At 69.3% G+C, this 26,808-nt stretch carries 22 protein-coding genes; 13 read left to right on the top strand and 9 right to left on the bottom strand.

All coding sequences use genetic code 11. The features are described 5' to 3' along the window. Together ACYVIO_RS27200 and ACYVIO_RS27195 are read left to right on the top strand one after the other, a co-directional pair. Entirely contained in the window at nucleotides 1-1,071 is a 1,071-nt protein-coding gene (locus ACYVIO_RS27200; protein ID WP_460653745.1) for a substrate-binding domain-containing protein, read from the top strand. Between the two features lie 182 nt (nucleotides 1,072-1,253). After that, complete coding sequence (locus ACYVIO_RS27195; RefSeq protein ID WP_460653744.1) at nucleotides 1,254-2,339, top strand: lipid II:glycine glycyltransferase FemX; 1,086 nt, start codon at nucleotides 1,254-1,256, stop codon at nucleotides 2,337-2,339. Here the strand turns inward: ACYVIO_RS27195 and ACYVIO_RS27190 are convergent. Then, the gene (locus ACYVIO_RS27190) at nucleotides 2,324-3,715 is read right to left on the bottom strand and encodes an FAD-dependent monooxygenase (RefSeq protein WP_460653743.1); all 1,392 of its coding nucleotides are present in this window, start codon (nucleotides 3,713-3,715) and stop codon (nucleotides 2,324-2,326) included. The two genes, ACYVIO_RS27195 and ACYVIO_RS27190, sit on opposite strands and share 16 nt — an antisense overlap. Nucleotides 3,716-3,800: 85 nt before the next feature. Here ACYVIO_RS27190 and ACYVIO_RS27185 point away from each other — a divergent pair, with 85 nt between their 5' ends. Beyond that, nucleotides 3,801-4,406 (top strand): TetR/AcrR family transcriptional regulator, encoded by a 606-nt coding sequence (locus ACYVIO_RS27185; RefSeq protein ID WP_460653742.1) that lies wholly within the window; start codon nucleotides 3,801-3,803, stop codon nucleotides 4,404-4,406. Nucleotides 4,407-4,409: 3 nt separating this feature from the next. Here the strand turns inward: ACYVIO_RS27185 and ligD are convergent, their stop codons facing one another. From ligD to ACYVIO_RS27170, 3 genes are all read right to left on the bottom strand, one after another. Next, nucleotides 4,410-5,420 (bottom strand): non-homologous end-joining DNA ligase, encoded by a 1,011-nt coding sequence (gene ligD, locus ACYVIO_RS27180; RefSeq protein ID WP_460653741.1) that lies wholly within the window; start codon nucleotides 5,418-5,420, stop codon nucleotides 4,410-4,412. 151 nt (nucleotides 5,421-5,571) lie between these two features. Then, a complete protein-coding gene (locus ACYVIO_RS27175) occupies nucleotides 5,572-6,708 on the bottom strand; it encodes a branched-chain amino acid aminotransferase (protein ID WP_460653740.1) in 1,137 nt (378 codons plus the stop codon). A gap of 10 nt (nucleotides 6,709-6,718) precedes the next feature. Further along, nucleotides 6,719-7,918, bottom strand: a complete 1,200-nt coding sequence (locus ACYVIO_RS27170; RefSeq protein ID WP_460653739.1) for a helix-turn-helix domain-containing protein — start codon at nucleotides 7,916-7,918, stop codon at nucleotides 6,719-6,721. Nucleotides 7,919-8,123: 205 nt separating this feature from the next. On the opposite strand from ACYVIO_RS27170, the gene ACYVIO_RS27165 reads away from it, so the two are divergent. The 4 genes from ACYVIO_RS27165 (at nucleotide 8,124) to ACYVIO_RS27150 (ending at nucleotide 11,185) form a co-directional block, all read left to right on the top strand. Next, nucleotides 8,124-8,486, top strand: a complete 363-nt coding sequence (locus tag ACYVIO_RS27165) for a hypothetical protein (protein WP_460653738.1) — start codon at nucleotides 8,124-8,126, stop codon at nucleotides 8,484-8,486. A gap of 60 nt (nucleotides 8,487-8,546) precedes the next feature. Beyond that, nucleotides 8,547-9,344, top strand: coding sequence for a helix-turn-helix transcriptional regulator (locus ACYVIO_RS27160; RefSeq protein WP_460653737.1), 798 nt, complete (start codon nucleotides 8,547-8,549; stop codon nucleotides 9,342-9,344). A gap of 61 nt (nucleotides 9,345-9,405) precedes the next feature. Then, on the top strand, nucleotides 9,406-10,695 hold the full coding sequence (locus tag ACYVIO_RS27155) for an MFS transporter (protein ID WP_460653736.1): 1,290 nt from the start codon (nucleotides 9,406-9,408) through the stop codon (nucleotides 10,693-10,695). A gap of 7 nt (nucleotides 10,696-10,702) precedes the next feature. Continuing rightward, a complete protein-coding gene (locus tag ACYVIO_RS27150) occupies nucleotides 10,703-11,185 on the top strand; it encodes a winged helix-turn-helix transcriptional regulator (RefSeq protein WP_460653735.1) in 483 nt (160 codons plus the stop codon). A 43-nt stretch (nucleotides 11,186-11,228) separates the two neighbouring features. On the opposite strand, the gene ACYVIO_RS27145 is transcribed toward ACYVIO_RS27150, so the two are convergent. Continuing rightward, nucleotides 11,229-14,237, bottom strand: coding sequence for a S8 family serine peptidase (locus ACYVIO_RS27145; protein ID WP_460653734.1), 3,009 nt, complete (start codon nucleotides 14,235-14,237; stop codon nucleotides 11,229-11,231). 187 nt (nucleotides 14,238-14,424) lie between these two features. On the opposite strand from ACYVIO_RS27145, the gene ACYVIO_RS27140 reads away from it, so the two are divergent. From ACYVIO_RS27140 to ACYVIO_RS27130, 3 genes are all read left to right on the top strand, one after another. Further along, nucleotides 14,425-16,191 carry a chitinase gene (locus ACYVIO_RS27140; protein ID WP_460653733.1) on the top strand — a complete coding sequence of 589 codons (1,767 nt, stop codon included), beginning with the start codon at nucleotides 14,425-14,427 and terminating at the stop codon, nucleotides 16,189-16,191. Between the two features lie 78 nt (nucleotides 16,192-16,269). After that, a complete protein-coding gene (locus ACYVIO_RS27135; RefSeq protein ID WP_460653732.1) occupies nucleotides 16,270-17,931 on the top strand; it encodes an NAD(P)/FAD-dependent oxidoreductase in 1,662 nt (553 codons plus the stop codon). 16 nt (nucleotides 17,932-17,947) lie between these two features. Continuing rightward, nucleotides 17,948-19,414, top strand: coding sequence for an ATP-binding protein (locus ACYVIO_RS27130; RefSeq protein WP_460653731.1), 1,467 nt, complete (start codon nucleotides 17,948-17,950; stop codon nucleotides 19,412-19,414). On the opposite strand, the gene ACYVIO_RS27125 is transcribed toward ACYVIO_RS27130, so the two are convergent. After that, nucleotides 19,415-20,338: an alpha/beta hydrolase family protein gene (locus ACYVIO_RS27125; RefSeq protein WP_460653730.1), complete on the bottom strand. Its 924-nt coding sequence runs from the start codon at nucleotides 20,336-20,338 to the stop codon at nucleotides 19,415-19,417. A gap of 58 nt (nucleotides 20,339-20,396) precedes the next feature. Here ACYVIO_RS27125 and ACYVIO_RS27120 point away from each other — a divergent pair, with 58 nt between their 5' ends. Continuing rightward, on the top strand, nucleotides 20,397-20,948 hold the full coding sequence (locus ACYVIO_RS27120; RefSeq protein WP_460653729.1) for a helix-turn-helix domain-containing protein: 552 nt from the start codon (nucleotides 20,397-20,399) through the stop codon (nucleotides 20,946-20,948). Between the two features lie 140 nt (nucleotides 20,949-21,088). Here the strand turns inward: ACYVIO_RS27120 and ACYVIO_RS27115 are convergent, their stop codons facing one another. Continuing rightward, nucleotides 21,089-21,874 carry an SDR family NAD(P)-dependent oxidoreductase gene (locus ACYVIO_RS27115; RefSeq protein WP_460653728.1) on the bottom strand — a complete coding sequence of 262 codons (786 nt, stop codon included), beginning with the start codon at nucleotides 21,872-21,874 and terminating at the stop codon, nucleotides 21,089-21,091. A gap of 93 nt (nucleotides 21,875-21,967) precedes the next feature. Between ACYVIO_RS27115 and ACYVIO_RS27110 the strand changes: the two genes are divergently transcribed. Further along, nucleotides 21,968-22,576 (top strand): TetR/AcrR family transcriptional regulator, encoded by a 609-nt coding sequence (locus ACYVIO_RS27110; protein ID WP_460653727.1) that lies wholly within the window; start codon nucleotides 21,968-21,970, stop codon nucleotides 22,574-22,576. A 715-nt stretch (nucleotides 22,577-23,291) separates the two neighbouring features. On the opposite strand, the gene ACYVIO_RS27105 is transcribed toward ACYVIO_RS27110, so the two are convergent. Then, nucleotides 23,292-24,221 carry a sugar kinase gene (locus tag ACYVIO_RS27105; protein WP_460653726.1) on the bottom strand — a complete coding sequence of 310 codons (930 nt, stop codon included), beginning with the start codon at nucleotides 24,219-24,221 and terminating at the stop codon, nucleotides 23,292-23,294. Continuing rightward, on the bottom strand, nucleotides 24,214-24,837 hold the full coding sequence (locus ACYVIO_RS27100; protein WP_460653725.1) for a bifunctional 4-hydroxy-2-oxoglutarate aldolase/2-dehydro-3-deoxy-phosphogluconate aldolase: 624 nt from the start codon (nucleotides 24,835-24,837) through the stop codon (nucleotides 24,214-24,216). The genes ACYVIO_RS27105 and ACYVIO_RS27100 overlap by 8 nt, the downstream gene beginning before the upstream one ends. A gap of 133 nt (nucleotides 24,838-24,970) precedes the next feature. Between ACYVIO_RS27100 and ACYVIO_RS27095 the strand changes: the two genes are divergently transcribed. Then, on the top strand, nucleotides 24,971-26,806 hold the full coding sequence (locus ACYVIO_RS27095) for an exo-alpha-sialidase (protein WP_460653724.1): 1,836 nt from the start codon (nucleotides 24,971-24,973) through the stop codon (nucleotides 26,804-26,806). The last annotated feature ends 2 nt before the right edge of the window (nucleotides 26,807-26,808 follow it).

Below are 26,808 nucleotides of genomic sequence, written 5' to 3'. Positions count from 1 at the left end.
ATGCCAGGGACCGCGGAGGTGATCTCGATCGCCTTCGTCGTGCCGCGGCAAGGGCCGACCGGGATCTACGGCCCGTCCTGCCTCGCCTGCGGTCAGCTCGCCGTCGAGCAGCTCAACGCGCGCAACGGCATCGCGGGCCGCCAGGTCGAGCTGGTCCATGTAGACGCCGGTCGCGCGCCCGCGGTGGTTGCGGAAGAGGTCGGCCGGTTGGTCGACACCGGCCGCGTCGACGCCGTCGCCGGCTGGCACATCTCCGCCGTACGGGTTGCCCTCACGCAGCGGATCGGGGGTCGAGTCGTCTACGCGTTCGCCGCGATGCACGAAGGTCGCGACGACACCCCGGGCGTGTTCATGCTCGGAGAGCGCCCGGTCAACCAGTTGTTGCCCGCGGCCCATTGGTTGCGTGATCAGCACGGCGTCCGGCGATGGGTGGTGGTCGGCAACGACTACGTGTACCCGCGGGTGACCGGCGGAGTGGCGACTTCGGCCTTGCAGGGTTCAGGATCCGAGATCATCGGTACGTCGTACGTCCCACTCGGTACGACGGACTTCAGCGCCGTGCTGCGCGCGATCGTCCGCAGTACTGCGGACGGCGTGATCATGCTGCTGATGGGCCAGGACGCGGTCCACTTCAGTCGGCAGTTCGCCCGAGCCGGGCTGAGCGAACGGCTGGTTCGCCTGAGCCCGGCGGTCGAGGAGAACACCCTGCTCGGCGCCGGCGCGGCCGCGAACCACGGCCTGTACGCCGCCGCGGCGTACTTCGACGGCATGGCGACGGTCGAGAGCAGCGAGTTCGCACGCGACTACTACGCGCGGTTCGGAGCCTGGGCTCCGGCTCTGAACGCGGTCGGCGAGTCTTGTTATGAAGCGATCCACTTCCTGGCCCGGCTCGGCGAGGTGGCCGGCTCGGTCGCCATAACGGACGTCGCGGCGATGGGCAGCGGCCAGTTCTACAGCAGTCCGCGTGGGCTGCTGCGGCTCGACGGCAACCTGCTCGACCAGGACGTCTACCTCGCCGCGGCCGACGGCGTGCAGTTCCGGATCGAGGATCGGATCACCCGTCTCAGTTGAGTTGTGACACTCCGGTTGGTTCGCGGCGTTGAAGAGTTGAAGACGGGCAGAACTTTTTCGAGGGGTGCCAACGTCTTTGTGGGTAAGGGATGCCGATCACGCCGACCCGGAGGTGCCTTGTGCTGGCGACCACTCTGAGTCCAACTCGACAAACCCGGCTGACAGTGGGAGCTGTCGACTCGGTGACGTACCTGGCCGCTGGTGAGCTGTACGGCGGCCGGAGTTTTCTGCAGAACCCGTCATGGGCGCAGGTGAAGCCCGACTGGCGGCCCGAACTGCTTGCCTGGCGCAACGCCGACCACGAGATCGTCGGTACGGCGCTCGTGCTCTACCGCTCCGTGCCGGGGATCAAGCGCTACTTCGCCTACCTGCCCGAAGGGCCGGACATCGACTGGACCGACGCGTCGCTGGAGCGGTGGCTCACGCCGCTGATCGAGCATCTCGTCGAGGCGGGCGCGTTCGCCGTACGGGTGGGACCACCGCCTGAGCTGCGGCGCTGGAAGGCGGCCACGTTGAAGGCAGCGGCGAGTCCGTCGCTGCGGATCGGCGACGTACTGCCGGACCTGGTGGAGCCGATCGGGTCGTCGGTGAGTGATCGTCTGCGGTCGCTCGGGTGGAGCAGGTGCGGGGAGGACGGCGCCGGCGGCGATGCTCAGCCGCGGTTCGTCTTCCAGGTCCCGCTGCCCTCGCTGGACGGCGTACTGACCTCGATGAACAGCGAATGGCAGCGAAACCTCAAGAAATCGGTGCGTTCCGGGATCGAGACCCGGATCGGAGACGCGAGCGACCTGCCGGCGTTCTACACACTGCTGCAGACCACCGAGCAGCGCAACGGCTTCCGGCTCGGGCGGTCGCTCGGTTATTACGAGCGCCAGTACGAGGCGCTCAACGCCGAGGCCGACGGGCGGATGAGGTTGTATCTGGCGTCGTACGAGGGTGAAGTGCTGGCCGCGCACACGATGAACGTGGTCGGGCGCCGGGTCTGGTACCAGACGGGCGCGTCGGCGAGCCATCGGCGCGATGTCCGGCCGAGCCACGCGTTGCAGTGGCGGATGATGCAGGACGCGTTCAAGCACGGCGCCGCGTACTACGACATGCGCGGGATCTCGGACTGTCTCGATCCGGAGCGGCGCGAGTTCGGGCTGCTGCGGTGGAAGCTCGGGACCGGCGGCGACGTGGTCGAGACGCTGGGGGAGTGGGAACTGACTCTCCCCGGCGTCGTCAACCAGACGCTGCACCACGCGATGCGGCGTTACCGGGCGCGGTGAACCCGTCCGACGTAGCCGTCGGGGCGGATCAGCAGTTCGTCGCCGTCGTGGGCGTCGTAGAAGGTGAAGGCATCGGCTGAGGTGTAGGCCTCGCCGGTCGGGGTGTGGGCGATGTCGACGGTGTGGGGGTGGTCGGAAGGGCCGGTCGGGCTGAAGCGGAGCAGGGTCTCGTGCGGGCCGCTGAACAGCTCGAAGAGACGGGTCTTGTTGCCCTGGGCATCGAGGAGCGGCGAGTCCGGAGCGCGGTCGCCGGTGGTCAGGACGGCCGTGTCGTCCAGGTCGCGGTAGGTGATGTCCAGCTGCTGGGTGTCCCGGCCGCGTTCGTGGGCGCGCTCGTCGCCGTCCTGGTACTTCTTCATCAGGCCGGTGCTGATCCCGAGCACCCGCTCGGCGTTGGTCCGGCGCTCGGTCTCGTACGTCGCGAGAACCTCCTCGTTGCCGCTGGCAAGTTTCCAGCCGAGGTTGTACGCGTCCTGGATCCCGGTGTTGAGGCCCTGGCCGCCGGTCGGCGGGTGCACGTGCGCCGCGTCGCCGGCCAGGAACACCCGGCCGTCGCGGAATCGCTCGGCGAGCCGGATGTTCGGCCGCCAGATCGTCGACCAGGTCAGGTCGCGGAGCTTCGCGACCCCCGGGCCGGCGTACCGGTCGACCAGCTCCTGCAGGGTTTCCAGGGTCGGGTCGATGTGGTCGTCGTCGAGCGGCGTACCGAACTGGAACTGGTCGCCGCCGGACAGTGGGGTCATGACGACGCCGAACATCGGGTTGGTGCCCTGTGCGAACCAGTACCCGAAGTCGTGGTCGAGCCCGTCGGCCGCGACATCCCCGAGCAGCATCCGGATCGACTCGTCGGTGGTGCCGACGAACGGGATGCCGAGCGTCTTGCGGACCGTGCTGCGGCCGCCGTCCGCGCCGACCAGGTAGTCGACGGTCACGCTCTCGCCGGTGGAGAGCGTCGCGGTCACCGCGTCCGGGGTCTGGGTGAAGTCCTGCAGCGCCGTGCCGAGCTCCACCTGCACGCCGTACGACGCGAGCTTGGCGCGCAGGATCGCCTCGATCCGGGACTGGCCGAGCATCCGCGCGTTCGGGTACGGCGCGTCCGGGGTCGGCTCGACGACCGGCGCCATCCGGCGTTCCTGGACGAACTGGCCGTCGATGATCACCTTCATCGCGGGCATCGGAATGCCCTGGGCCATCACCTCGTCGAGCACGCCGAGGTCCTCGAACACCTCCATCGTCCGCGGCTGCAGGCCGTCGCCGCGCGATCCCTCGAAGTACTCCGTCGCCTGGTCGACCAGCCGCACCGCGATCCCGCGGCGGGCCAGGTCGATGGCCAGCGTCAGCCCGGTCGGTCCGGCGCCGGCGATCAGTACGTTCATGACCTTCTCCATTTCACTGAATTATGATTCACTGAATCTGGATTCAGTGTGGACGTCGCTAGGCTTCGCTGTCAAGGAGGTGGTCGTGGTGCTGACGGGAAGTCGCCAGGAGAAGGCGGCCGGGACCGAGGCCGCGCTGAAGCAGGCCGCGCGTCAGGTGTTCGCCGAGCGCGGGTACCTGAACACCAAGATCACCGACATCACCGCGGCGGCCGGGCGGGCGACCGGCTCGTTCTACAACCACTTCGCGGGCAAGGAAGAGCTGCTCGAAGCGCTGCTGACCGACATGCTGGCGACCGCCGACGAGGCGGTGATCGAGGATGCGACGCACTCCGCGGACTTCAGCCAGCGCTCGTCGATCCGGTGGCACGTGGCCGCGTTCTGGGGTTTCTACCGGGCACACCTACCGGAGATGGTTGCGCTCAAGCAGGCCGCGATGGTTGACCCCGCGCTCGGCCTGCGGCTGCAGCAGTTGATGGACGACGACCGGGCGCACATGGTCGAGCACTTCGCCCACCTGCCGACGCCGCCCGCCGACCCGACCCCGCACATCTCCGCGATGAACGCGCTGCTGGAAGGCTTCGCCTACCAGTGGCTGGTCGTCAACGCAGCGGCCGGCCGCACGATCGCGGACGAGGAAGCGATCGATCTACTCACCGATCTGCTGCACCACGGATTTGCAGGAAGCTGACTGCTACTCCTCTGGCGGCGGCGGTTCCTCCGCGCCTTCCCGTTCGTCGCGGTCGGCCCACTCAAGCAGCGTGTCCAGCGTGTACGGGTTGTCGTCGATCGTCTCGTGCAGGTCACCGAGCTCGGCGAACCGCGCCGGGACCGTGGCGATGGTGAACTCGCGTGGTTCGACGTCGTCGAGCTCGTCCCAGCGGATCGGCGTCGAGACGGTTCCCTCGGGGTTACCGCGGACCGAGTACGCCGCGGCGATCGTGTGATCCCGTGCGTTCTGGTTGAAGTCCACGAACAATTTTCGAGGGTCACGGTCCTTGCGCCACCACGTCGTCGTGACGTCCTCCGGCGCCCGTCGTTCCACCTCGCGGGCGAACGCGAGCGCAGCACGCCGTACGTCGGTGAAGCCGTGCTCGGGCTTGATCCGGACGTACACGTGCAGGCCGGAGCCGCCGGAGGTCTTCGGGTAGCCGACCGCGCCGAGCTCGTCGAGCAGCTCGTGGGTCACGTGCGCGACCCGTCGTACGCGGTCGAACGGGCAGTCCGGCATCGGGTCGAGGTCGATCCGCCACTCGTCGGGCTTCTCGGTGTCGGCGCGGCGGCTGTTCCACGGGTGGAACTCGACGGTCGACATCTGCACCGCCCAGGCGACGTGCGCGACCTCGGTGACGCACAGCTCGTCGGCGGTCCGGTTGTAGCGCGGGAACTTCACCCGCACGGTCTCCATCCAGTCCGGCGCACCGTGCGGCAGCCGCTTCTGGTGCACCTTCTCGCCCGCGACGCCCTCGGGGAACCGGTGCATCATGCACGGCCGTTCCCGCAGCGCGCGCACGATCCCGTCGTCGACCGACAGGTAGTACTTCACCAGGTCGAGCTTGGTTTCGCCGCGCGCCGGGAAGTAGATCCGGTCCGGATTCGAGATCCGCACCGTCCGCTCCCCGACCTCGAGCTCGATCGCCGGCGACTTGCTCTTGGCAGCCTTCTTCCTGGCCGCACCCGTGGACCCCGCTGAGGACTCCGCCATACGGCCAACCTAACCGCCGGAGGGGACAACGAGCACGCACCACCCAGCGGACGTCTACCCGGGACCTCGAACACCCACCCGGGACCGTGAACAACAAATAGCCTGTTCAAGCCCCCGATGACCTGTTCAAAGTCCCCGGACCCGCCCCCGCTCAGACCAGGCGGGTCAGCCAGCTCCGGTCGTCGGGGATCCGGCCGTACTGGAGGTTGAGAAGAGTCTTGCGGAGCGTGGCGGTGATCGGGCCGACGCCGTGGTTGACCGTGTGGTCGCCGATGACGACCTCGTCGTCGGGCCAGGCGAGACGGCCGATCGGGGTGATGACGGCCGCCGTACCGGAGGCGAAGACCTCGGTGATGTCGCCGGAGCGGACGCCGTCGCGCCACTCGTCGGCGGAGACGCGGCGCTCGACGACCGTGTGGCCGAGGTCGCGGGCCAGGTCGATCACCGACGTCCGGGTGACGCCCTCGAGGATCGAGCCGGACAGCTCGGGCGTGACGATCGAGCCGTCGGAGTGCACGAAGAACAGGTTCATGCTGCCGATCTCCTCCAGCCATCGGCGCTCGACCGCGTCGACGAAGGCGACCTGGTCGCAGCCGTTGGCGACCGCTTCGGCCAGCGCGGCGAGGCTGGCGGCGTAGTTCCCGCCGCACTTGGCCGCGCCCGTGCCGCCGGGAGTCGCGCGGATCGACGAGGTGGTCAACCAGATCGACACCGGCTTGGGGCCGGTCTCGAAGTACGCACCGGCCGGTGACGCGATCACGCCGAACAGCACCTCGTTGGCCGGGCGCACACTCAGTGCGGCCTCGGTGGCGATCATGTACGGCCGCAGGTACAGGCTGCTCTCACCGGAGCCCGTCGCCGGCACCCAGGCCTCGTCGACGGTCAGCAGCGCGCGCAGTGCGGCGATGAAGTCCTGCTCCTCCACCTGCGGCAGCGCGAGCCGCCGCGCGCTCCGGCGGAAGCGGGCCGCGTTCAGCTCCGGCCGGAACGACCAGACCGAGCCGTCCTCGTGCCGGTACGCCTTCAGCCCTTCGAAGATCTCCTGCGCGTAGTGCAGTACGGCGGCCGCCGGGCTCACCTTGAGCGGTGCGTACGCCGTGACCTTCTGGTCGAACCAGCCGCGGTCCGCCGACCAGTTCGCCAGCACCATGTGGTCGGTGAAGGCCTGACCGAAGCCGGGTTTGTCCAGCACCGCCGTCCGGGCCGCCGTGCTGGCCGGATCGCTCCGCAGCTCCAGCTGGAACTCCCACGCGTCTGTCACTGCCACTGCACCGTCTGCTGTCGTCACTCTCGGCACGCTACCCCTGCTCCTCCCCGGCGCTCGACCCGCTGCCCACACTCCGACCCGCGAACGGTCGACGCCGCAGGAGCTCCCGGTAGTCCCGCACTGCCGGCCTGGTCAGCTCCTTGCCCTGTACGGCGGCCAGCACTCGGCCGCCCGCGTCGTACAAGGCCGGGCTGTGCCACTGGTCCTCCAGCTCGACCAGGGTCCGCATCGCCATCGCCAACCCGGTCGAGACGTCGCCGTCCACCACCAGGCACTCCGCCAGCAACAGCCGAAGCTCAGCCCCCTCGCGGCGCCGCTCAGCCGGGCACAGCCCGAGCGCCCGGTCCAACGCCACGTACGCCGACGCCGTGTCCCCCAGCACGGTGTGCACGAAGCTCTCCATGCTGGGCGGCTCGTACGCCGTCCAGCCGAACACCGAGCCCGAGCTGTCGATCCCGCCCGGCAGCAAGCGCACCGCCTGCCGAGCCTCCTCAGGTCGACCGAGCACAGCCAGCAGCCGAGCCTGCGCAGCAAGAGCGCGAGCCTGGTCCCGTGGGTGCTCGGCCAGGGTGAGCGCGTCGACTCCCAACTCCAGCAGCTCGGCCCCACCGGAGTCGGTCGTGCTGATCACCTGCCAGCTCCTTGCCTGGCTGGCGATCCGACCCGAGCCAGAACTGTCGGCGGTCGCACGGGCGGTCCGCCACCAGCGCTCGGCGGCGCGGGACCTGCCCGAGGAAGAGAGCGTCAGTGCGATCAGTACGGCGAACTCAGCGGCAGGAACGGCGAGCTCAGCTGCGTCGGAGCCGGCCGCACGGTGCAGGAGCTCGAGGTCGACGGTCAGCTCAGGCAGCAGGTCCGCAGCCGGCGTGAGGCTGAAGGCACTCGCGTAGGCAGCAGTCACCGTCGACCACTCGGCTCCCGCCGACGACCGTACGAACGCTTCGGTCACGCCGTGCCGCACAGCCTCCAGCAGCTGCCCACCTTGTACTGCGGGGAGCGGCCGGGCCTGACGGTCCCGCTGGAAGGCTTGGGTGAGCGTGCCGGCACCGGCCAGCTCCCGGTCGCACAGGTGGGCCAGGTGGGCGGAGCCCGGGCGGCGGCCTCGTTCCACCTGGGAGAGGTAGCTGTGGTCGTAGCCGACGCGGGTTGCCAGTTGGCGCAGGCTCAGGGCGGCTGCCTGGCGGCACCTCCTCAGCTGGACGCCGAACGGTTCCAGTGCTGTCTCGGCCACAGGTCCTCCCCCCACTGCTCACGCCCGGTGGTTGCGGTGCGTGTCCGAACGCTACAAGGGTCTACCGACAGAAAGTGGGCACAGCGAGCACACCCGAGGAGCTGGGGGCTGTGGGCTGTTCGGAGAGCCCACAGATCACACCTGGTAGGGTAAGTGGGCGGTGGTGAGACTTGGTGGTGTGGACCGGCAGGGGATGACACGGGGGATGTCACAGCAGGGGCCGCCGCGGGCCTTCTGGCTGGTGCGGTCCGACGGTGGTGGCGCGGTGGCGGAAGGGGTGCTGTGGGGGGATGGGGTGGTGGCCGTGCGGTGGTGCGGGCAGGGGACCGCTGTCTCGGTGTGGTCGGGCGGACTGGACGCGTTGCTCGCCGGACACGGCCGGGCCGGCAGCACCGAGGTGCGGTGGAGCGAGCAGCCCCGGCCACCCGACGTACAGGAGGAAGAGCCCCTGCGTGGTCAGGCCGACGAGCCCGTACGGCGGCCGCTGCCGTACCTGCCGGCTCCTGGAGTGGACGGCCGGTGCGTGCGCTGCGGCGGGTGCTGGCCGTGCCTGGAGTGTGGCTTCTGACGAGACAACGCTGTCAGCTCGTCGCGCCCGCGGTCTACTCTGAGCTGTCAGAACAGAATCGTGCACGAAATCTGGAGTGGTGGGGTGCAGGAACAGGTGGAGGGGCCGGCGCCGGTTCGCACCGATCCGCTGGACGAGCTCGACGAGCAGTTGGCCAGGCTGCGCAGTGTGGCCGACGAGCTGCGGGGGTCGCGCGGCAAGCCGGTGCTCACCGGCAATCAGGTGGAGCTGATCGAGGACGGACCGACCCTGCTGCGGGCGTACGAGCAGCTGCAGGAGGACGCGGTCCGCGAGGTTCGCGTGCTCGACCGCCCGCCGTACGTGACGCCGCCGTCGACCCAGCAGGCGCTGGAGCTGGAGCGACTCAAGGCGGGCATCGGCTACCGCGCGATCTACGGCACCGAGGTGTTCGAGAGCGAAGACATCATGGGCGTGCTGCCCGAGCTGCAGGCGGCGGGGGAGCGCAGCCGGGTGCTGGCCCAGATCCCGCTGAAGATGGCGGTCGGCGACGACGACACCGCGCTGATCGGCCTGACCAAGCGGTCGCCGTCCGAGCAGCACCTGCTGATCCGCTCGTCCGGACTGCTCGAAGGGCTGATCGCGACGTTCGAGATGCTCTGGGCGCTGGCGATCCCGATGCCCGCGCTGCCGTTCGACGGCGACTTCCACGGGCTGCGGCCGCACGACCGCGACATCCTGCTGCTGCTCGCCGGCGGTGCGACCGACGACATGATCAGCCGCCGGCTGCGGATCAGCCCGCGGACGACGCAGCGTCGCGTGCGCGCGCTGATGGAGTCGCTCGGCGCGCAGACCCGCTTCCAGGCCGGCGTACAGGCTGCTCGGCGTCGCTGGATCTGAGTGACGCAGCTCACTCGGCAGCCTGGGTAGCATTTTGCTATCGAGGGGTGTTCAGCTGAGCATGACCACTCTCGAACTCCCCGCCACCCTCGCGCACCGGCGAAAAGCCAAGCCCCTCAGCCGCCGGGCCAGCTTCTGGACCGCCGCCGCGGTCGCCGCGATCAGCCTGTGGACCAGCGCGGCCCCCACCACGGCGTACCCGCTCTACGCCAAGACGTGGCACCTGACCCCAACCGCCACGACCGCGATCTTCGCCGTCTACCCGGTCGTCCTGGTCGCGTTCCTGCTCGTCTTCGGTCAGCTGTCCGACTACATCGGCCGCCGCGCGACCATGCTGTACGGCGTCGGCGCGATGCTCGCCGGAGTGCTGCTCTTCGCGGTCGCACCGTCGGTCAGCTGGGTGTACGCCGGCCGCGCGCTGATGGGCGCCGGTGTCGGCATGGCCCTGACCGCGGCCACCGCCGCAGCGGTCGAGTTCAGCGCCGAAGGCAAGGCGTCCCGCGCCTCCTCGGTGGTCACCGCCGCGACAGCCGCCGGGCTCGCGCTCGCGACGATCGTCGGTGGCGGCCTGATCCAGTACGCGCCGCTCCCGCTGCACCTCGACTTCTGGGTCCTGCTCGCGGTGATCGTCGGCCTGCTCGGCTTCATCTGGCGCCTCCCTCGCCACACCAAGGACGAGAGCCGCGGCAAGTGGCGCCCGCGCCCGATCGCCGTACCGCAAGGCATCCGCACCCTGTACGCCGGAGCCGCCGCCGCTGTCACCACGGCGTACGCGTTCGGCTCGGTCTTCCTGGCGCTCGGCGCCCAGATCGCCCAGCAGCTGATCGGCACCAAGAACGTCTTCACCATCGGCCTGATCCTGTCGATCACGTCGGCGATGATCGGCCTGACTGCGATCGTCGCGCGCCGCTTCCCGCCGCGTCGACTGGTCCTCGTCGGTGCCGTGATCACGCTCGGCGCCCTGGCTCTGCTCGAGTACTCGGCCCGCGCGCACTCGCTGTCGATCTTCCTGGTCACCACCGGGCTGGCCGGCATCGCGTACGGCCTGCTGTTCTCCGGCGGACTCGGCCTGATCAACGCGCAGGCCCCGGCCCACCACCGTGGCGGGACGATCGCCGCGGTCTACCTGGTCGCCTACATCTTGCAAGGCGCCATCGCGCTGGCGCTCGGTATCGTGGCGACGGCGTCCGGACTCGGTACGGCGTTGCTGCTCGGCACGATCGTGATCGGCACGCTGGGCCTGCTCGTGCTCACCGTCGCCGGCGTCGTACCGGCACTGCAGAAGTCCGCGCAGCAGAAGTCCGCGCAGCAGAAGTCCGCGCTGCAGAAGTCCACCCTGCAAAGGAGTTAGGCAAGAGATGAGCCCGCAGACCAAGGTCCGGCCGGTGCCGAACTGCTCGATCGCCCGCGCGGTGGACATCGTGGGCGATCGCTGGGCTTTCCTGATCGTGCGCGAGGCGCACTTCGGGTCGACCAAGTTCGCGGAGTTCCGCCAGGTGCTGGGGATCGCGCCGAACATCCTGACCAGCCGGCTGATCGCGCTGGTCGAGGGCGGCATCCTCGAGAAGCGGGACTACCGCGACGAGGGTGAGCGCGTGCGGTCGTCGTACCACCTGACCGAGGCGGGCGAGGATCTCAAGCTGGTCCTGGCCGCGCTGCAGCAGTGGGGTGATCAGCACGTCCCGCGAGCTGATGGGCCGACCGTGCTCCGGCGGGACACGGCCAACGGAGGGTTGGTCTCGGTGGGCTTCATCGATGAAGAAGGAAAAGCAGTACCGGAGGACGAAGTGGTCTTCGAGCCGGTGCCAGGCGGTCCGTCCGACCGCAGTACCTGGCGGTAAACACAGCGGGCCCGGTCACCAAAGACCGGGCCCGCCGCAGTTTTCAGTTGATCGTGACGACAGTCCCGGCCCGGTTCGGGAACTCGACGAAACCGGTGGAGCGCTGGTCGGTCGGCAGTCCCGACCACGAGGCCGTGACCTGGAACGGCTTGCCCGCCGCAGGTGCCTTCGTCGGCGTCACCGCGAGCGAGCTGCCGCCGGTGACCACATTGGTCTGCATCGTGTACGCCGTGGTGTCGGCGCCGGGCGGGTTGGTCAGGGTGATCGCGAGGACACCCCACACGCCGGGCTCCGGCGCGGACAGCGTGGCCGAGGCCTGGTTGGATCCGTCGCCCTGGAAGGACAGCGCCTGCATCTGGCCGTTCACGACCTTGTAGAGCACGAGCCAGATGCTGCCGGCCGGGTCGACCGTCTTGATGTTCCACTGCACGGCCTTGGTGGCGGCCGTGACGGTGACCGGGTAGTTCGGCAGGTCGGCGTCAGCGGCGCCGGCCGGGACGGACCCGGGGACGGCAGGCGCGGAGACCACGCCGTACGCCTTGATCGGCAGGCCCGACGTACCGGCCGTGGCCTCGAAGGACGCGCTGCCGGAAGCACCGGAACCCTTCACCTCGGTCGGCGTGACGGCAGACGTTGGCTTGACCACGATCGGGCTGCGGACGGACGTGTTGGCGCCCGACCAGGTGAGCCAGCCGTTGGTGGAGACGTTCGACAGACCGCTGTCCAGCGTGAGCTTGACCGTGAAGGACTTGGTCTGGCCGGCCTGCAGGTTCAGGATCGACGGCGTGACGACGGCCTTCATGCCCGGCACCGACACGGTCGCCCGGTAGAGGCCACCGGTCACCGCGGTCACCCGGCGGGTGATCGTCTGCGTGCCGACCAGTTGGCCGACCGCGATCGACGGCGTGTTGTAGTTGCTCGGGGCAATCGCCGGTACGCCGGTGCCGGTGTCGACGCCGTTGCCTTCCAGGTAGCCGAGCCAATCGGCGTCACCGGAGTCGTAGACCAGGCCGGGGGAGAGCATCTTCGACGGCTGGACCTCACCGGCGCCGCGGGCGAACGGGTCGTTGTTGACCGAGCCGTCGGCCTTCTTGACGTCGCTGGTGGTCGTCATCAGCGCCGACTTGACCATCATCGGCGTCCAGTCGGGGTGCTTGGCCAGGTAGAGCGCGGCCAGGCCGGCGATGTGCGGAGCGGCCATCGACGTCCCCGAGTAGAAGGCGAAGCTGTGACCGTCGTTCGACGGGGGAGCGACCGCGGCGAGCACGTTCACACCCGGTGCGGCGAGGTCCGGCTTGAGCAGGTTGCCGTTGCTGGACAGGGACGGGCCGCGCGAGGAGAAGTCCGCGATCTGCGGGTACGCCGTCTTGACCGAGGTCTGGTTGCCCTGGACGAACTGAACGGTGGCGCCCGGCGTACCGGCGTACGTCTTGACCGACAGCGAGCCAGGCGTGTTCAGGTGGATGGTCGGGACCGAGTGCGAGTCGGCGACCATGTCCTGATCGGTGAGGTTGAGCAGGACCATGCCGACACCGCCGGCGCGCTTGACCTCGGCCGACTTGTCGACACGAGCGCCGACGCCGCGGTCGCAGACCACGACCTTGCCGGCCACCAGTGCGGAGTCGAGCGTGTTCGGCAGGCACTGCGAACCGTCGTACTCGGTGCTGGCCGTGGTCTTCGCGGCTGCCCCGGTGACGAGAGGCTTGCTGGACAGCGAGCCGGCCAGGCTGGTGCTGAGCCCGGCGTACTTCTCACCGTTGCCCAGGACAACAGTCGACTCGTACGGCGCGACGGTGCTGGCCGCGACCGTGGTCACCCACGGGGAGGTGTTGTCCAGCGTCGACTCGTACGGGCCGGAGTTGCCGCCGGCGGCCGAGACGAAGATGCCGGCCGACGCGGCCGACAGGAACGCCAGCTGGACCGGGTCGACGTGCGAGGACTCGAACATCGAGCCGACCGAGTAGTTGATCACGTCGACGCCGTCGGCGACGGCCTGGTCGATCGCGGCCAGGATGTCGGAGGTGTAACCGCCCGAGCCGACGTCGTTCTTGCCGGTCCACAACGCCTTGTAGACGGCGATCTTGGCGGCCGGCGCGACCCCGGAGATGGTGCCGAAGTTGATGCCGCTCTCGGCGACGTCCACGCCGGCCCGGCCGGCCGCGGTGGTCGCGGTGTGCGTGCCGTGGCCGCCACCGTCACGCGGCGAGGCCCAGTCGTCGCGGGCCTCGGGCGGCGTGGCGCCGAGCCAGCCGTCGCCGAAGAACTTGGCGCTGATCAGCTTGGTGTTGCACAGGTCGGCGGTGAAGTCCTCGCCGGCCTGGCACGAACCGGTGAAGTCGTTGCCGTCGGCCTTGTGCATCACGATGCTGTCGCCGGAGCGGTACGGCTTGTACGGGTCGGCCGCGGTCGGCTTGCTGCCGAGCTTGGGGCCGGACACCGAGGCGCTCTCGGGCCAGATGCCCGTGTCGACGACGCCGACGACGACGCCCTTGCCGGCTTCGGCGTTGCCGCCGAGGGCCTTCCACACACCGGCGTTGCCGGACAGCTTGAGGAAGTCCGCGGGCTTCTTGTCGTCCAGCGTCTTGTGCAGCTGGTCCGGAGTGACAGCCAGTACGCCGGGCGTCTTGGCGAGGGCCGCGGCCTGCTGGCCGGTGAGGTCGGCCCGGAACGCGTTGATCGCGGTCGTGTAGTGCCGGGACGCCGTCGCGCCGACCTTGGCCGCGATCTGGTTGTGGCGGCCCTGCAGGTAGGTGCCGTAGCGCTTCGCGTCGGGGCCGGCGGCGTCGACCTTCTTGCCCTTGGCGGGCTTCGTGGCCTTCAGGCCGGAGACGCCACCGGAGTAGGTCGCCAGCGGCTTGTCGGCAAGCGTCACGACGTACTTGCCAGGCGCGAACTTCGGGAGCTGCAGCGCGCTGGACAGGTTGTCAGGAGCGGCCGATCCGGGTGACGGATCGGTGAGTGCAGCGTTGCCGGCGGGTGCGGCGAACGCGGCCGAGGTGAGGACGGCGGCCGCGATCAAAGCGGTCCGGCGACGCAGGGACAGGTGGTTCACGCAATGCCTCCAAGGGTGCGGCTTGGTCGGCGAGATCCTGCCAATCCTTGCCGCCCGGCACACGGTTTTGGCTGCATGTAGCCACTGACGGGAAACCGCCAGTGACCCGTCGGCAACCGGACAGCGTCGGTAAGCCGACAACCGTGGCGCATTGACGCCCTACTTCTGAAAGCTCTCTACTTTATTCATGCGCTCCCGATTGTTTGCGGTCCTTCTGCTCGTCGTGAGCGGACTCGTGGTCGCGTCCCCCGCCCAAGCAGCCAACATCCTGACCAACCCCGGCTTCGAGAGCGGCTCACTGAGTGGCTGGACCTGCTCCGGCGGCTCAGTGGTCTCCAGCCCGGTCCGGACCGGCAGTCACGCCCTGCAGGGCGGAGTGACGAGCTCCGACACTGGCCAGTGCAGCCAGGCGGTCGCCGTACAGCCCAGTACGGCGTACACGCTGTCGGCCTGGGTCCGCGGCTCCTACGTCTACCTGGGCGTGACCGGCGGCGCCTCCACCTGGACGCCGTCGGCCTCCGGCTACACCCAGCTGACGGTCTCCTTCACCACGTCGGCCTCGCAGACCTCCGCGCAGATCTACCTGCACGGCTGGTACGGCCAACCGGCGTACCAGGCGGACGACGTGAGTCTGGACGGTCCCGGCGGCACCCCGCCGACTCAGGGCGCTCCCAGCGTGCCCGGCACGCCGTCGGTCACCAGCACCACCAACAGCGCGATCGGCCTGACCTGGGGAGCCTCCACCGGCACGGTGACTGGCTACCGCGTCTACGAGGGCTCCAGCGTGGTCAAGACAGTCACGGGCACCAGCACGACGGTCGACGGGCTCAGTGCATGCACTAGCCACAGCTACTCGGTTGCGGCGTATAACGCTCAAGGCGAGTCGGCCAAGAGCAGTCTGGCCAGTGCAACCACTACCGGCTGCGCCAGCACCGGACTGCCCAAGCACGCGCTGATCGGCTACCTGCACGCCAGCTTCGCCAACGGGTCCGGCTACGTCCGGATGGCCGACATCCCGGCGCAGTGGAACATCATCAACCTGTCCTTCGGCGAGCCGACCTCGGTGACGTCGGGCGACATCCGGTTCAACCGCTGCCCGGTCGCGGAGTGCCCGAACGTCGAGAGCGACGCCGAGTTCCTGGCCGCGATCAAGGCCAAGCAGGCCGCCGGCAAGAAGGTCCTGCTCTCGATCGGCGGCCAGAACGGCCAGGTCCAGTTGACGACGACGGCGGCCCGCGACGCGTTCGTGAGCTCGGTCGGTTCGATCATCGACCGCTGGGGCCTGGACGGTCTGGACGTCGACTTCGAGGGCCACTCGCTCTACCTGAACCCCGGCGACACGAACTTCCGCAGCCCGACCACCCCGGTCGTGGTCAACCTGATCTCGGCGCTGAAGACCCTCAAGGCCCGGTACGGCGCGAACTTCGTGCTGACGATGGCCCCGGAGACGTTCTTCGTCCAGGTCGGCTACCAGTTCTACGGCGGCAACGGCACGGGCGACAACCGGACCGGCTCGTACCTGCCGGTGATCCACGCACTGCGCGACGCGCTGACCGTCCTGCACGTCCAGGACTACAACTCGGGTCCGGTGATGGGTCTGGACAACCAGTACCACACCATGGGCGGCGCGGATTTCCACATCGCGATGACCGACATGATCAAGGCCGGCTTCCCGGTCTCGACCACCGGCCAGACCTTCCCGGGTCTGCGCGAGGACCAGATCGCCTTCGGCCTGCCGGCCGCCGTCAGCGCCGGGAACGGCCACACCGCCCCCGCGGCCGTTCACCAGGCGCTCGACTGTCTGGTCAAGGGCCAGAACTGCGGCGGCTACAGCCTGCGCGGCGGCGCCAGCCCGTCGTTCCGGGGCCTGATGACGTGGTCGATCAACTGGGACAAGTACTACAACTGGGAGTTCCAGAACAGCCACGCGCCGTACCTCGCGGCGCTGCCGTGACCCGGTGACATCCCGGCGCCCGGTCAGCCTGTGGAGGAATCGCTCCCACAGTTGGCCGGGCGCTGGTATGAAAGAGGCATGACAGCGTCGACTTCCCGCCCGGTGATCATCACCGTGGACGACGATCCCGGGGTGTCCCGGTCGATTGCCCGTGACCTTCGCCGCCGGTACGGCGAGGAGCACCGGATCGTCCGGGCCGAGACCGGTATGCAGGCGCTCGAAGCGCTGCGCGAGCTGAAGCTGCGCGGCGAGCCGGTCGCGCTGCTGCTGGCCGACTACCGGATGCCCCAGATGACCGGCATCGAGTTCCTGGAGCAGGCGATGGACCTGTTCCCGCTCGCCCGCCGGGTGCTGCTGACGGCGTACGCCGATACCGACGCGGCGATCCAGGCGATCAACGTCGTCGACCTCGACCACTACCTGCTCAAGCCGTGGAACCCGCCGGAAGAGAAGCTCTACCCGGTGGTCGACTCGATGCTGGACCTGTGGAAGTCGACCCCGGAGCCGTCCACCGACGAGACCCGGGTGATCGGCCACCGCTGGTCGGCGCCGTCGTTCGCGGCCCGTGACTTCCTGGCCCGCAACGCCGTGCCCTACCGCTGGTACGGCGTGGACGACGACGAGAGCAAGCGGCTGCTCGAGGCCGCCGGTGTGGACGGCGCGACCCTTCCGGTCGTGATCACCTCGGACGGCACGGTCATGGTCGCGCCGACCGAGGCCGAGCTGGCCGCCAAGGTCGGACTGTCCACCTCACCGGCGGAGGCCTTCTACGACCTCGTCGTGGTCGGCGGTGGGCCCGCCGGACTCGGTGCAGCCGTGTACGGCGCCAGCGAGGGGCTGCGGACTGTCCTGGTCGAGCAGCTGGCGACCGGTGGCCAGGCCGGCCAGTCCAGCCGGATCGAGAACTACCTGGGCTTCCCCGACGGGGTGTCCGGCGCGCAGCTGACCGACCGGGCCCGGCGGCAGGCGGTCCGCTTCGGCGCCGAGCTGCTGACGGCCCGTCAGGTGGTCGGGCTGGACACGCTCGGCTCCGCGCGGCGGCTGACGTTCTCCGACGGCAGCGAGATCTCCGCGCACTCGGTGATCCTCGCGACCGGCGTCGCGTACCGGACGCTCCAGGCGCCGGGAGTCGAGGACCTGTGCGGCCGCGGGATCTACTACGGTTCCGCGACCACCGAGGGCCCGAGCTGCGTCGGCCAGGAGATCTACATCATCGGCGGGGCGAACTCGGCCGGTCAGGCCGCGGTCTACTTCAGCAACCATGCGAAGCGCGTGCATATGCTGGTCAGAGGGCCATCGCTCGAGGCGACCATGTCGTCGTACCTGATCAACCAGATCGACGCCATCGACAACATCGAGGTGCACACCTGCACGCAGGTGGTCTCCTGCAAGGGGTCGGACCACCTCGAGGTGCTGACCCTGCAGAACAGCTCGACCGGAGAGACGCGGGAGGTGAACTCGGAGTGGTTGTTCGTGTTCATCGGCGCCGCACCCCGGACCGACTGGCTGCCGGGCAACCTGCAGCGCGACGACCGGGGGTTCGTGCTGACCGGTCCCGACCTGCACGGGAAGCCGGCGGGCTGGTCGCTGGAGCGGGAGCCGTACCACCTGGAGACGTCCATGCCGGGCGTGTTCGCGGCGGGCGACGTCCGGGCCGAGTCGGTCAAACGGGTCGCCTCGGCGGTCGGCGACGGAGCCATGGCCGTGACCTTGGTGCACCGATACCTGGAGATGCTGTGACGAAGGAGACGGTTCGATGAGCGCGGAGGCTGTGCCCGAGTCGCAGCGGATCAGCAACGACGAGCTGCGCACGCTGTTCCTGTTCGAGAGCCTGACCGACGAGCAGCTGTCCTGGCTGGCGCGCGAGGGGACCGTCGAGTCGTACGAGGACGGCGTCGTCTTCACCGAGGGCGACGAAGCGGTCTGCTGCTACATCCTGCTGACCGGTGGGCTGCGGATGTGCAAGCTGTCGCACGGCGAAGAGGTCGAGATCAACCGCAGCACCCAGCGCGGCGTGTACGCCGGTGCGGTGACCGCGTTCCTCGGCGCCGACGAGCGCAAGTCGTACAACGCGACCATGCGGGTGCTCGAGCCGTCGACGTTCTTCGTGATCACCGCCGAGACGATGGCCACGATGATGAACCAGTGGTTCCCGATGGCGGTGCACCTGATCGACGGGTTCGTCCAGGGCATGCGGCGGACCAACGAGACGATGGGAGAACGGGAGCGGCTGCTGGCGCTCGGTTCGTTGTCGGCGGGTCTGACGCACGAGCTGAACAACCCGGCGGCGGCCGCCGTACGGGCTTCGGCGACGTTGCGGCAGCGCGTGGCCGGGATGCGGTCGAAGCTGGGCATGCTGGCCGACGGCACGCTGGACGCGACCAAGCTGCACGAGATCGTCGAGCTGCAGGAGGCCGCGGTCGAGCGGCTGGCCAAGACCGTCGGCAAGGAGGTCTCGCCGCTGGAGCTGTCCGATGCCGAGGACACCTTGGCGGACTGGCTCGACGACCACGACGTCCGGGCGAGCTGGGACGTCGCGCCGGTGCTGGCCGCGGCCGGCCTGGACGTGCCGTGGATGGAGAACGTGCTGACCGCGGTCGGCCCGGACTACCTCGAAGGCGCTGTCCGTTGGCTGATGTACACGGTCGACACCGAGTCGCTGATGAACGAGATCGACGACTCGGTGACCCGGATCTCGACGCTGGTCGGTGCCGCGAAGCAGTACTCGCAGATCGACCGGGCGCCGTTCCAGGTGGTCGATCTGCGTGAGCTGCTGAAGTCGACGCTGGTGATGATGTCGGGCAAGCTGCAGGGCATCCAGGTCGTGAAGGACTTCGACCCCGAGCTGCCCGCGATCCCGGCGTACGCCGCGGAGCTGAACCAGGTCTGGACCAACATCATCGACAACGCCGTCGGCGCGATGAAAGGCTCCGGCACACTGACGCTGCGCACCCGTCGCGACGGGCACTACGCGGTGGTCGAGATCGGCGACACCGGCCCGGGCATCCCTGCCGAGATCAAGCGGCGGATCTTCGAGCCGTTCTTCACCACCAAGCCGATCGGCGAGGGTACTGGCCTCGGCCTCGACATCTCCTGGCGGATCGTGGTCAAGAAGCACCACGGCGACCTGCGGGTGGAGTCCGAGCCGGGCACCACGGTCTTCAAGATCGTCCTCCCGCTCGACCCCCAGCAGGAGATCGAGGCTCAGGCCGACCTGATCTGATCAGCTGGTTGCTGCTGGCAACCAATCGAGAATGGTGCCGAGGGCCACGGGATCCACGTGGCCCTCGAGTTCGTAGTCGGCCGGGGTCGAGGCGCCGATCCCGGCGATGAACTGGTGGTTGTCGGCGGCCAGGATCTCGATCGTCGTGGCGGGATGGTCGGCCAGGCCGTTTTGCCAGCCGGGCAGGTCGTCGGCGACGGTGACCTGGTAGTCGCGGCCGCCCTGCAGGATCAGGATCGGTACGTCGAGCTTCGCGGCGGTGGCGACCGCGTCGTACTCGCGAAGGTCCAGCCAGTACGAACCGGGTGCACCGAACGGCAGGTCCGTCGTCTCCGGTGACAGGTCCGGACTGTCGACGACGGCCGCCTGGCGCTCGAACTTCTCGACGAGCTCGGCCGGAACCATCGCCGGGTCGATCGTCGCGAGGTGCTTCATCACCCGTACGGCGGCGTGGTGCATCGGCTGGGTGTCGCCGGCCATGATCACCAGTCCGGCGACTCCCGGCTCCGCGGCCGCGACCTTCGGGGCGACCTTGCCGCCCATGCTGTGGCCGATGAGGAAGACCTGGTCGACGTACTCGCTCAGGGTGCGAACGGCCGCGACCGCGTGCGGGACGTACTCCTGCGTCATCGTGAAGCCCGGCTGGGTGAAGAGGTCGGGGTAGGTGAAGCTGGGCTTGTCGTACCGCAGGACGGCGACGCCCCGGCTCGCCAGGCCCCAGGCGAGGTCCTTCATCGGCTTGTTCGGTCCGCTGGTCTCGTCGCGGTCGAACGGGCCACCGCCGGTCAGCAGGACGGCGCCAACACGGCTGCCGCCGTACGGAAGTGTCAGCGTGCCCTGCGTCGGGCGGTCGTCGACGTCGAGGGCGACGTCCGCCTCCTCGAAGCGCAACGGATTGGCGTACTCCGGTGGGGACCAGGTCATCGTCTCGCTACCTTTCTCAATGTTTGAGAAAGGTAGCACGGCGTGAGATCGTCGGGCCATGGGTCCGTTGGAACTGCTCGGGCATCCGGTGCGGCTCCGGGTGGTGCACGCGCTGCGGGGTGGGCGCGTACTGACGACCGCTGAGCTGGCTGGGTACATCCCCGACGTGTCGAAGGCGACGCTGTACCGGCATGTCGAGCTGCTCGCCGACGGGGGAGTGCTCGAGGTGGCCGAGGAGCGCCGGGTCCGCGGGGCGGTCGAGCGGTTGTACCGGTTGCGAGCGGATCGGGCGTCGATCGACCCCGCGATGATCGCGTCGCTGACGGCGGACGATCACCGGCAGGGGTTCGCTGCGGCGATGGCTGTGCTGGTTGCCGAGTTCAACCTCTACCTCGACCGCGAGCAGGCGAACCCCGTCGAGGATCTGGTGGGGTATCGCCAGCATGCTGTCTGGCTGAGCCCCGACGAGCTGAACGCGCTGATCGAGGGCATGCGCGCCGCGATCCTGCCGGCGCTGTCGAACGAGGCCACCGCCGACCGCCAGCGCTATTTGCTGAGCCCGATCCTGTTCCCTGCTGAGGATCCGGCGCCAGGAGAGCCCCTCGGCTGAGTTCGTCACCAGGGGACGTCGGCTGGGCTCGGCCCCTGGGGTCGGTCGGCGGGGCTCGGCATCAGGGGTCCGTCGGCGGTGCCCGGCGCCAACAAGTACCGGCGCGAAATCCAGGTGACCGTGCCGGATGGGCTCGCCCCCTAAGCGACCTGGTCGGTCGGGCGGATGAGGATCTCGTTCACGGCGACGTGGGGTGGCTGGTTGACGGCGTACAGAACAGCCTCGGCGATGTCCTCGGGGCGGAGGGTGCGGACCGAGGCGTAGAGCTTTGCGGCCATCTCCAGGATTGCCGGGTCAGTGACGTGGGTGGCGAGTTCGGTGTCGACCATGCCGGGGGCGATCTGCACGACGCGAACGCCTTGCGCGGTGACCTCCTGGCGGAGGGCCTCGGTGAAGGCGTTGATGCCGAACTTGGTCGCGGCGTACGCGCCGTTGCCTGCTGATGCCGAGCGGCCCGAGGTCGAGGACGTCTGGATGATCGTGCCCTTGCTCTCCAGCAGGTAGGGGAGCGCGGCGTGCGCGACGTACATGCTGCCGAGCAGGTTGGTCTGGACCATGCGGTTCCACTCGCTGGTGTCGGCGGTCTGGACCGCGCCGACCAGCATCACGCCGGCGTTGTTCACCACGATGTCGAGCCGCCCGAACCGCTCGACCGTGGCGGCGACGGCGTCCCGGACGGACTGCTCGTCGGTGACGTCGAGCTTGACGGGGTAGATCTCGCCGAGGGTGGCCCTGGGCGCGACGTCGGCGTCTACGCGGTCCGCTTGGCCGGCCGCGGTTGCACCGGCCAACTCGGCCAGGCGGTCCGTACGGCGTGCGCCCGCGACGACGTTCGCTCCGGCGGCCGCCAGGGCCGTGGCGACGGCTGCGCCGATGCCCGACGAAGCTCCGGTGACGAGCGCGACCTTGCCTTCCAGTGACTGCATTGCTTGTCCTCTCCTGATTAACCTGACCAAGCGGTCCGTTTAGCTTCAGCATACCTAACCGGACCGCTTGGTCAACTTAGGTATGCTGGAGCCGTGGAGAGAGTGGATCGACCGCAACGGGCGGACGCCGTACGCAGCCGCGCGCAGCTGATGACCGCGGCGCGCGACGTGTTCGCCGTCCGCGGCACCGAGGCGACGGTGGCCGAGATCGCGACGAGCGCCGGCCTGGGCAAAGGCACGGTCTTCCGGCACTTCGCGAACAAGGACGAGTTGGTCGCGGCGATCGTCGACGAGATGGTCGACGACCTCGTCGCCAAAACCGAGGACCTACTTCAGGCCGACGACGCCGCCGAAGCCCTCCGCGCCTTCATGACCGCAGGCATCGATCTCCAGGTCCACAACCAGGCGTTCTGTGACGTAGCCGCAGGCGCCGCCGTACGCCAGCACCCCGTGCTCCGAAAGAAGATCGCCCGCCTCGAGGAGGCCGTCGAGGCCCTCGTCGACCGCGCCCGCCAAGCAGGCGCCGTACGCAACGACATCACCGGCCAGGACGTGATGCTCCTCCTGGCCGGCATCTACCAGACCGCCGCTCCCGCCCTCCCGGACTCCCCGGAGATCTGGCAGCGCTACCTGGCCCTCACCTTCGACGGCCTACAACCCACCGCAGCCCGCCCCCTCCCGCAGCCGGCGCCGGGCGCGTAAACCCCTCCACCGCCCAGCCCCGCGCCTAGCGAGCCTGGGTAATCGCAGGGCGGCGCTGCTGCTGCCCGGCCGTCCGGCTCTCCGCACACCGGGTGCCTGTGCCCGGCACCCGCGCCCGGCTCCCCGGCCACTGGGGTCCCCGCATCCCCCACCTGGCGCCCGGCACGGCGCGCGGCATCCGGCACCTCGCACCCCGGCGACCGGCACCAGCGCCTGGCATCGGCACCGGCACATTCCTCGCCCGCCGCCCGCCGCCCGCCGCCTGCCGCCTGCCGTGGGGTGCGCCGCCCGCAAGTCGACACCCGGCCTCGCTTGCGGGCTCGCCTCGCCGCTTGCTGCCTGGCACCCGACACGGTGCCAGCCCGCCGTGCGTTGCGCCGCTCGGTGCGGCCGTCGGTGGAGGCTTGTTGACTGACGCCTAGTTCGACGAGTGGCGCGATGTGCGGGGGCGGTCGTGAGGTTGGAGTGCAGTCGGCAGCTGGCCGGGGCTCGGCTCGGGTGTTAGCTGTCCTGTCGTGAGGTCGCGCGTGATGCACCGTCCGGTCGGCGGGGGCGAGCGGATGCGGCTGGTGAGTGCTCAGGGTGGCGGTGGAGGGGAGGCTTGCTGGTGCTGGTGCTGGTGCTGGTGCTGGTGCTGGTGCTGGTGCAGGTGCAGGTGCATGCCGACCTGGAGGCGCCATGCGACCGCTTGCTGGGGGCTGCTGGTTGGGGTGGGTTAGCGGAGGGCGGTGCCGTGGGTGTGGGTGATGAGGGTCAGGTCTTCGCGGGTGGGGAGGGACTCCCAGTCGCCGTAGCCGCCGACGCAGAAGGCTCCTGAGGTGGTGGCTCGGGTGAGGCGTTGGTCGGGGGTGAGGTTGTCGAGGGTGGCCGACAGGTAGCCGGAGACGAAGGCGTCGCCGGCGCCGATGCTGTCGACGACGGTGACGGGGAGGGCCGGCTGGTGGAGGGTGCCGTCGGGGGTGTGGGACCAGGCGCCTTTGCCGCCGGCGGTGACGACGACCTCGGTGATGCCGCTTTCGAGTAGGGCGGCGACCGGGTCGGTGGCGTCGGTGAGGAGGTCGAGCTCGTCCTCGGAGGCGAAGACGGTGTGGACGTGGGGGAGTAGTTGCTTGAGGCAAGCAGCTGCTTCGGTGCGGGACCAGAGGCGACCGCGGTAGTTGACGTCCAGGGAGACCTGTACGCCGGTCGCGGCCTTGGCGGCGGCGAGCGTGGCGGCGCGGGCGGTGTCCGAGAGGGCGGGGGTGATGCCGGTCAGGTGGAGCAGCTTCGGGGCCGCGCTGGTGATCGCCGTGGTGCACTCGTCGGGGGTGAGCGTGGAGCCGGCCGAGCCGCGGCGGTGGTAGCTGACGCGGGTGATGTCGTGCGCGGGCTGGTCGAACGCGATGAACCCGGTGAAGTCGGTGTCGGAGAAGCGAACGTACGACGTACTGACGCCCTCGGCGCGCAGGGTGCGGTGGATCAGGCGACCGGGTTCGTCGTTGCCGACGGCACCGAGCCAGGCGGCCTGGTGTCCGAGGCGGGCGAGTCCGATGGCGACGTTGCTCTCGGAGCCGGCGATCGACAGATGGGCTTCCCCGCCGAGCCGCATGGCTGCCCGGGTCCGAAGGGAGACCATCGTTTCCCCCAGAGTGAGAACCTCAGGCATCGGCGACCGCCTTGAGGAAGTCCTTGGCTCGGGTGGCCAACTCCTGCTGGGAGCCGCCGGTGCCGGCGTCGCCTAGGAGTGGGGAACCTACGCCGACCGCCAGGGCGCCGGCGGCGAGGTACTCCGGGGTGATGGCGGCGTCTACTCCGCCGACGGCGATGAGTGGGGCGTGGGGGAGAGGCGCGCGGAGCTCGCGGAAGTAGCTGGGGCCGTAGACCTTGGCGGGGAAGATCTTCACCGCTAGAGCGCCCAGGTCCAGGGCGGCGACGACCTCGGTGGGGGTGAGGGCACCGCAGAGCAGCGGCAGGCCGAGTTCGACGCTGCGGTGGGCGCCTTGGGTGATCGCGGGCGTGACGACGAAGCCCGCGCGCGCGGCGGCGACCTCGTCGGCCTGGGCGGCGGTGACGACCGTACCGGCGCCGATCAGCACCGACGGGTCGAACTCCGATCGCGCCTTCGCGATCGCCTCGGCGCCGCCGGGGGTGGTCAGTGAGACCTCGAGGGTGTTGATCCCGGCGCCGACGAGCGTCCGGATGCAGTCCAGGGCGCGGTCCGGTCCGTCCGCGCGGATGATCGCGAGCACCTTCCGGCGCCGCAGTTCGGCCAGCAGATCCATGTGTCCTCCAAAGCTCAAACGCTAGTTGATCCGGTCCAGGGTCTTGCAGTTGTCAGATAACTGGAGAAAAGTTACCCAAGTAGGCATCCGCCCCGTTGTTTACTTTCCGTTCACCCGGAAGGCAGGACATCCCGTGCCCAAATCCCTCCGCCTCCTCGCCGTCACGCTGCTGCTCCCGGCCGTACTGACCCAAACCCAAGCGACCGCCCAATCCCAAGCGACCCAGCCCCAGGCAGTCAACCAACCAACCGCGATCACCCAGACCGTACTGTTCGACAAAGGCGGCGCCGGCTACGGCTGCTACCGCATCCCCGCCATCGTCCGCACCAAGGCCGGCACCCTGCTCGCCTTCGCCGAGGCCCGCCGGACCTACTGCGCCGACTCCCAGGAGATCGACCTGGTGATGCGTCGCTCCACCGACGACGGCCGCACCTGGTCGGCGCAGAAGATCGTCCTCTCCGGCACCGACACAGACCCGAACGCCGTCGCGACCCGCGGCAATCCGACGCCGATCGTCGACTACGAAACCGGCCGGATCGTGCTGCTCACGACGATGGATCCGGGGACCGGAACCGACCGCCCGCGGACGCCGTACGTGCAGTTCAGCGAGGACGACGGGCTGACGTTCAGCAAGGCGCGCAGCATCGGTGCGCAGATCGACGACCCCAGCTGGGGCTGGTACGCGACCGGGCCGGTGCACGGGATCCAGTTGACGCGCGGCACGCACAAGGGTCGGCTGGTGGCCGGGACGAACTACGACGTCGGCGGCAAGCATGCCGGGCAGCTCGTCTACAGCGACGACAGCGGCGACACCTGGCACAAGGGCGCGACCGATCTGCGGTCGGATGCGCTGGTGCCGCAGGAGATCAGCGTCGTGGAGAAGGTTGATGGCGGCATCTATGCCGGTGCCCGCAACAACGGTGGTAGCGGAGGCAACAGTCGTGCCTTTGCCGTCAGCAACGACGGTGGGCAGACCTACGCAGCGCCGTACACGTCGATCCTCGGTCTGACCACGCCGACCGTGCAGGGCTCGCTGCAAAGACTCAGAGCAACGGATCAGGGCGCGAAGTACAACCGGATCCTGTTCGCCTCGCCTGCTGATCCCGAGCGGCGCCGGTACCTGACCATTAGGTCGAGCTTCGACGAGGGCAAGACCTGGCAGACCGTTGCCCAGGGCACGCGCATCACCAGCGACTGGTCCGGCTACTCGGACATGGCGGTCCTCGACACCGGCGAGATCGGCTTGCTGTACGAGGGCGGGACGGTCGACGCGCGGGATCAGGTCCGGTTCGCGCGGTTCACCGAGACCGACATCGGCCACCCGGACGGTGCGAGCGGGACGACCACACCGGACGTCTCCGGGTTGGGCAACAACAGCTACCTGCGCGGCGGTACGACGGCTGTCGCGGGCAAGTTCGGTCAGGCCCGCGATCTCGACGGCAGCGACGACGCGATCCAGCTCCCGTACGCCGAATCGCTCGCGCTCGGCTCGGGTGACTTCACCGCGATGACCTGGCTCAAGTACGGCGCGAGCACGGCGCCGCAGGCGATCTTCTGGGGCTACGGGATCAACGAGTTCTCGCAGTTCTGGCTGCGCGCCGAGCCGGCCGACCAGCGCATCCGCGGACTGATCACCGTCAACGGCAGCACGGCGGCGGTCGCCTCGACGAAGGCCTACAACGACAACGCCTGGCATCACGTCGCGCTGCAACGGAAGGCCGGCGCCCTGAGCTTGTGGGTCGACGGTGCCCAGGTCGCCAGTACGTCGGCGCCCACTGGGTCGATCAGCCCGGGACGTCCGTTCAAGATGTACGTCGGTCAGCGGCTCGACGGCGCGCACCATCTCGACGGCTCGCTCGACGAGGTCCGGATCTACAAGCGCGCGCTCACGGTCGCCGAGATCGGCAGCATCCGTACGAGCAACGTCGCCACGGTCCCGAACGCCGTACTCGACCTGCCGCTCGGCTGACA

This window comes from Kribbella endophytica, assembly GCF_054781295.1.
This window is presented reverse-complemented; position numbering and strand designations above follow the sequence as displayed.

Bases quoted from the DNA above. Each gene is read 5' to 3' on its own strand.
- ACYVIO_RS27200 (WP_460653745.1), top strand. From the start codon at position 1: ATGCCAGGGACCGCGGAGGTGATCTCGATCGCCTTCGTCGTGCCGCGG.
- ACYVIO_RS27190 (WP_460653743.1), bottom strand. From the start codon at position 3,715: ATGAACGTACTGATCGCCGGCGCCGGACCGACCGGGCTGACGCTGGCC.
- ligD (WP_460653741.1), bottom strand. From the start codon at position 5,420: ATGGCGGAGTCCTCAGCGGGGTCCACGGGTGCGGCCAGGAAGAAGGCT.
- ACYVIO_RS27165 (WP_460653738.1), top strand. From the start codon at position 8,124: ATGTCACAGCAGGGGCCGCCGCGGGCCTTCTGGCTGGTGCGGTCCGAC.
- ACYVIO_RS27155 (WP_460653736.1), top strand. From the start codon at position 9,406: ATGACCACTCTCGAACTCCCCGCCACCCTCGCGCACCGGCGAAAAGCC.
- ACYVIO_RS27150 (WP_460653735.1), top strand. From the start codon at position 10,703: ATGAGCCCGCAGACCAAGGTCCGGCCGGTGCCGAACTGCTCGATCGCC.
- ACYVIO_RS27140 (WP_460653733.1), top strand. From the start codon at position 14,425: ATGCGCTCCCGATTGTTTGCGGTCCTTCTGCTCGTCGTGAGCGGACTC.
- ACYVIO_RS27135 (WP_460653732.1), top strand. From the start codon at position 16,270: ATGACAGCGTCGACTTCCCGCCCGGTGATCATCACCGTGGACGACGAT.
- ACYVIO_RS27130 (WP_460653731.1), top strand. From the start codon at position 17,948: ATGAGCGCGGAGGCTGTGCCCGAGTCGCAGCGGATCAGCAACGACGAG.
- ACYVIO_RS27125 (WP_460653730.1), bottom strand. From the start codon at position 20,338: ATGACCTGGTCCCCACCGGAGTACGCCAATCCGTTGCGCTTCGAGGAG.
- ACYVIO_RS27120 (WP_460653729.1), top strand. From the start codon at position 20,397: ATGGGTCCGTTGGAACTGCTCGGGCATCCGGTGCGGCTCCGGGTGGTG.
- ACYVIO_RS27115 (WP_460653728.1), bottom strand. From the start codon at position 21,874: ATGCAGTCACTGGAAGGCAAGGTCGCGCTCGTCACCGGAGCTTCGTCG.
- ACYVIO_RS27105 (WP_460653726.1), bottom strand. From the start codon at position 24,221: ATGCCTGAGGTTCTCACTCTGGGGGAAACGATGGTCTCCCTTCGGACC.
- ACYVIO_RS27100 (WP_460653725.1), bottom strand. From the start codon at position 24,837: ATGGATCTGCTGGCCGAACTGCGGCGCCGGAAGGTGCTCGCGATCATC.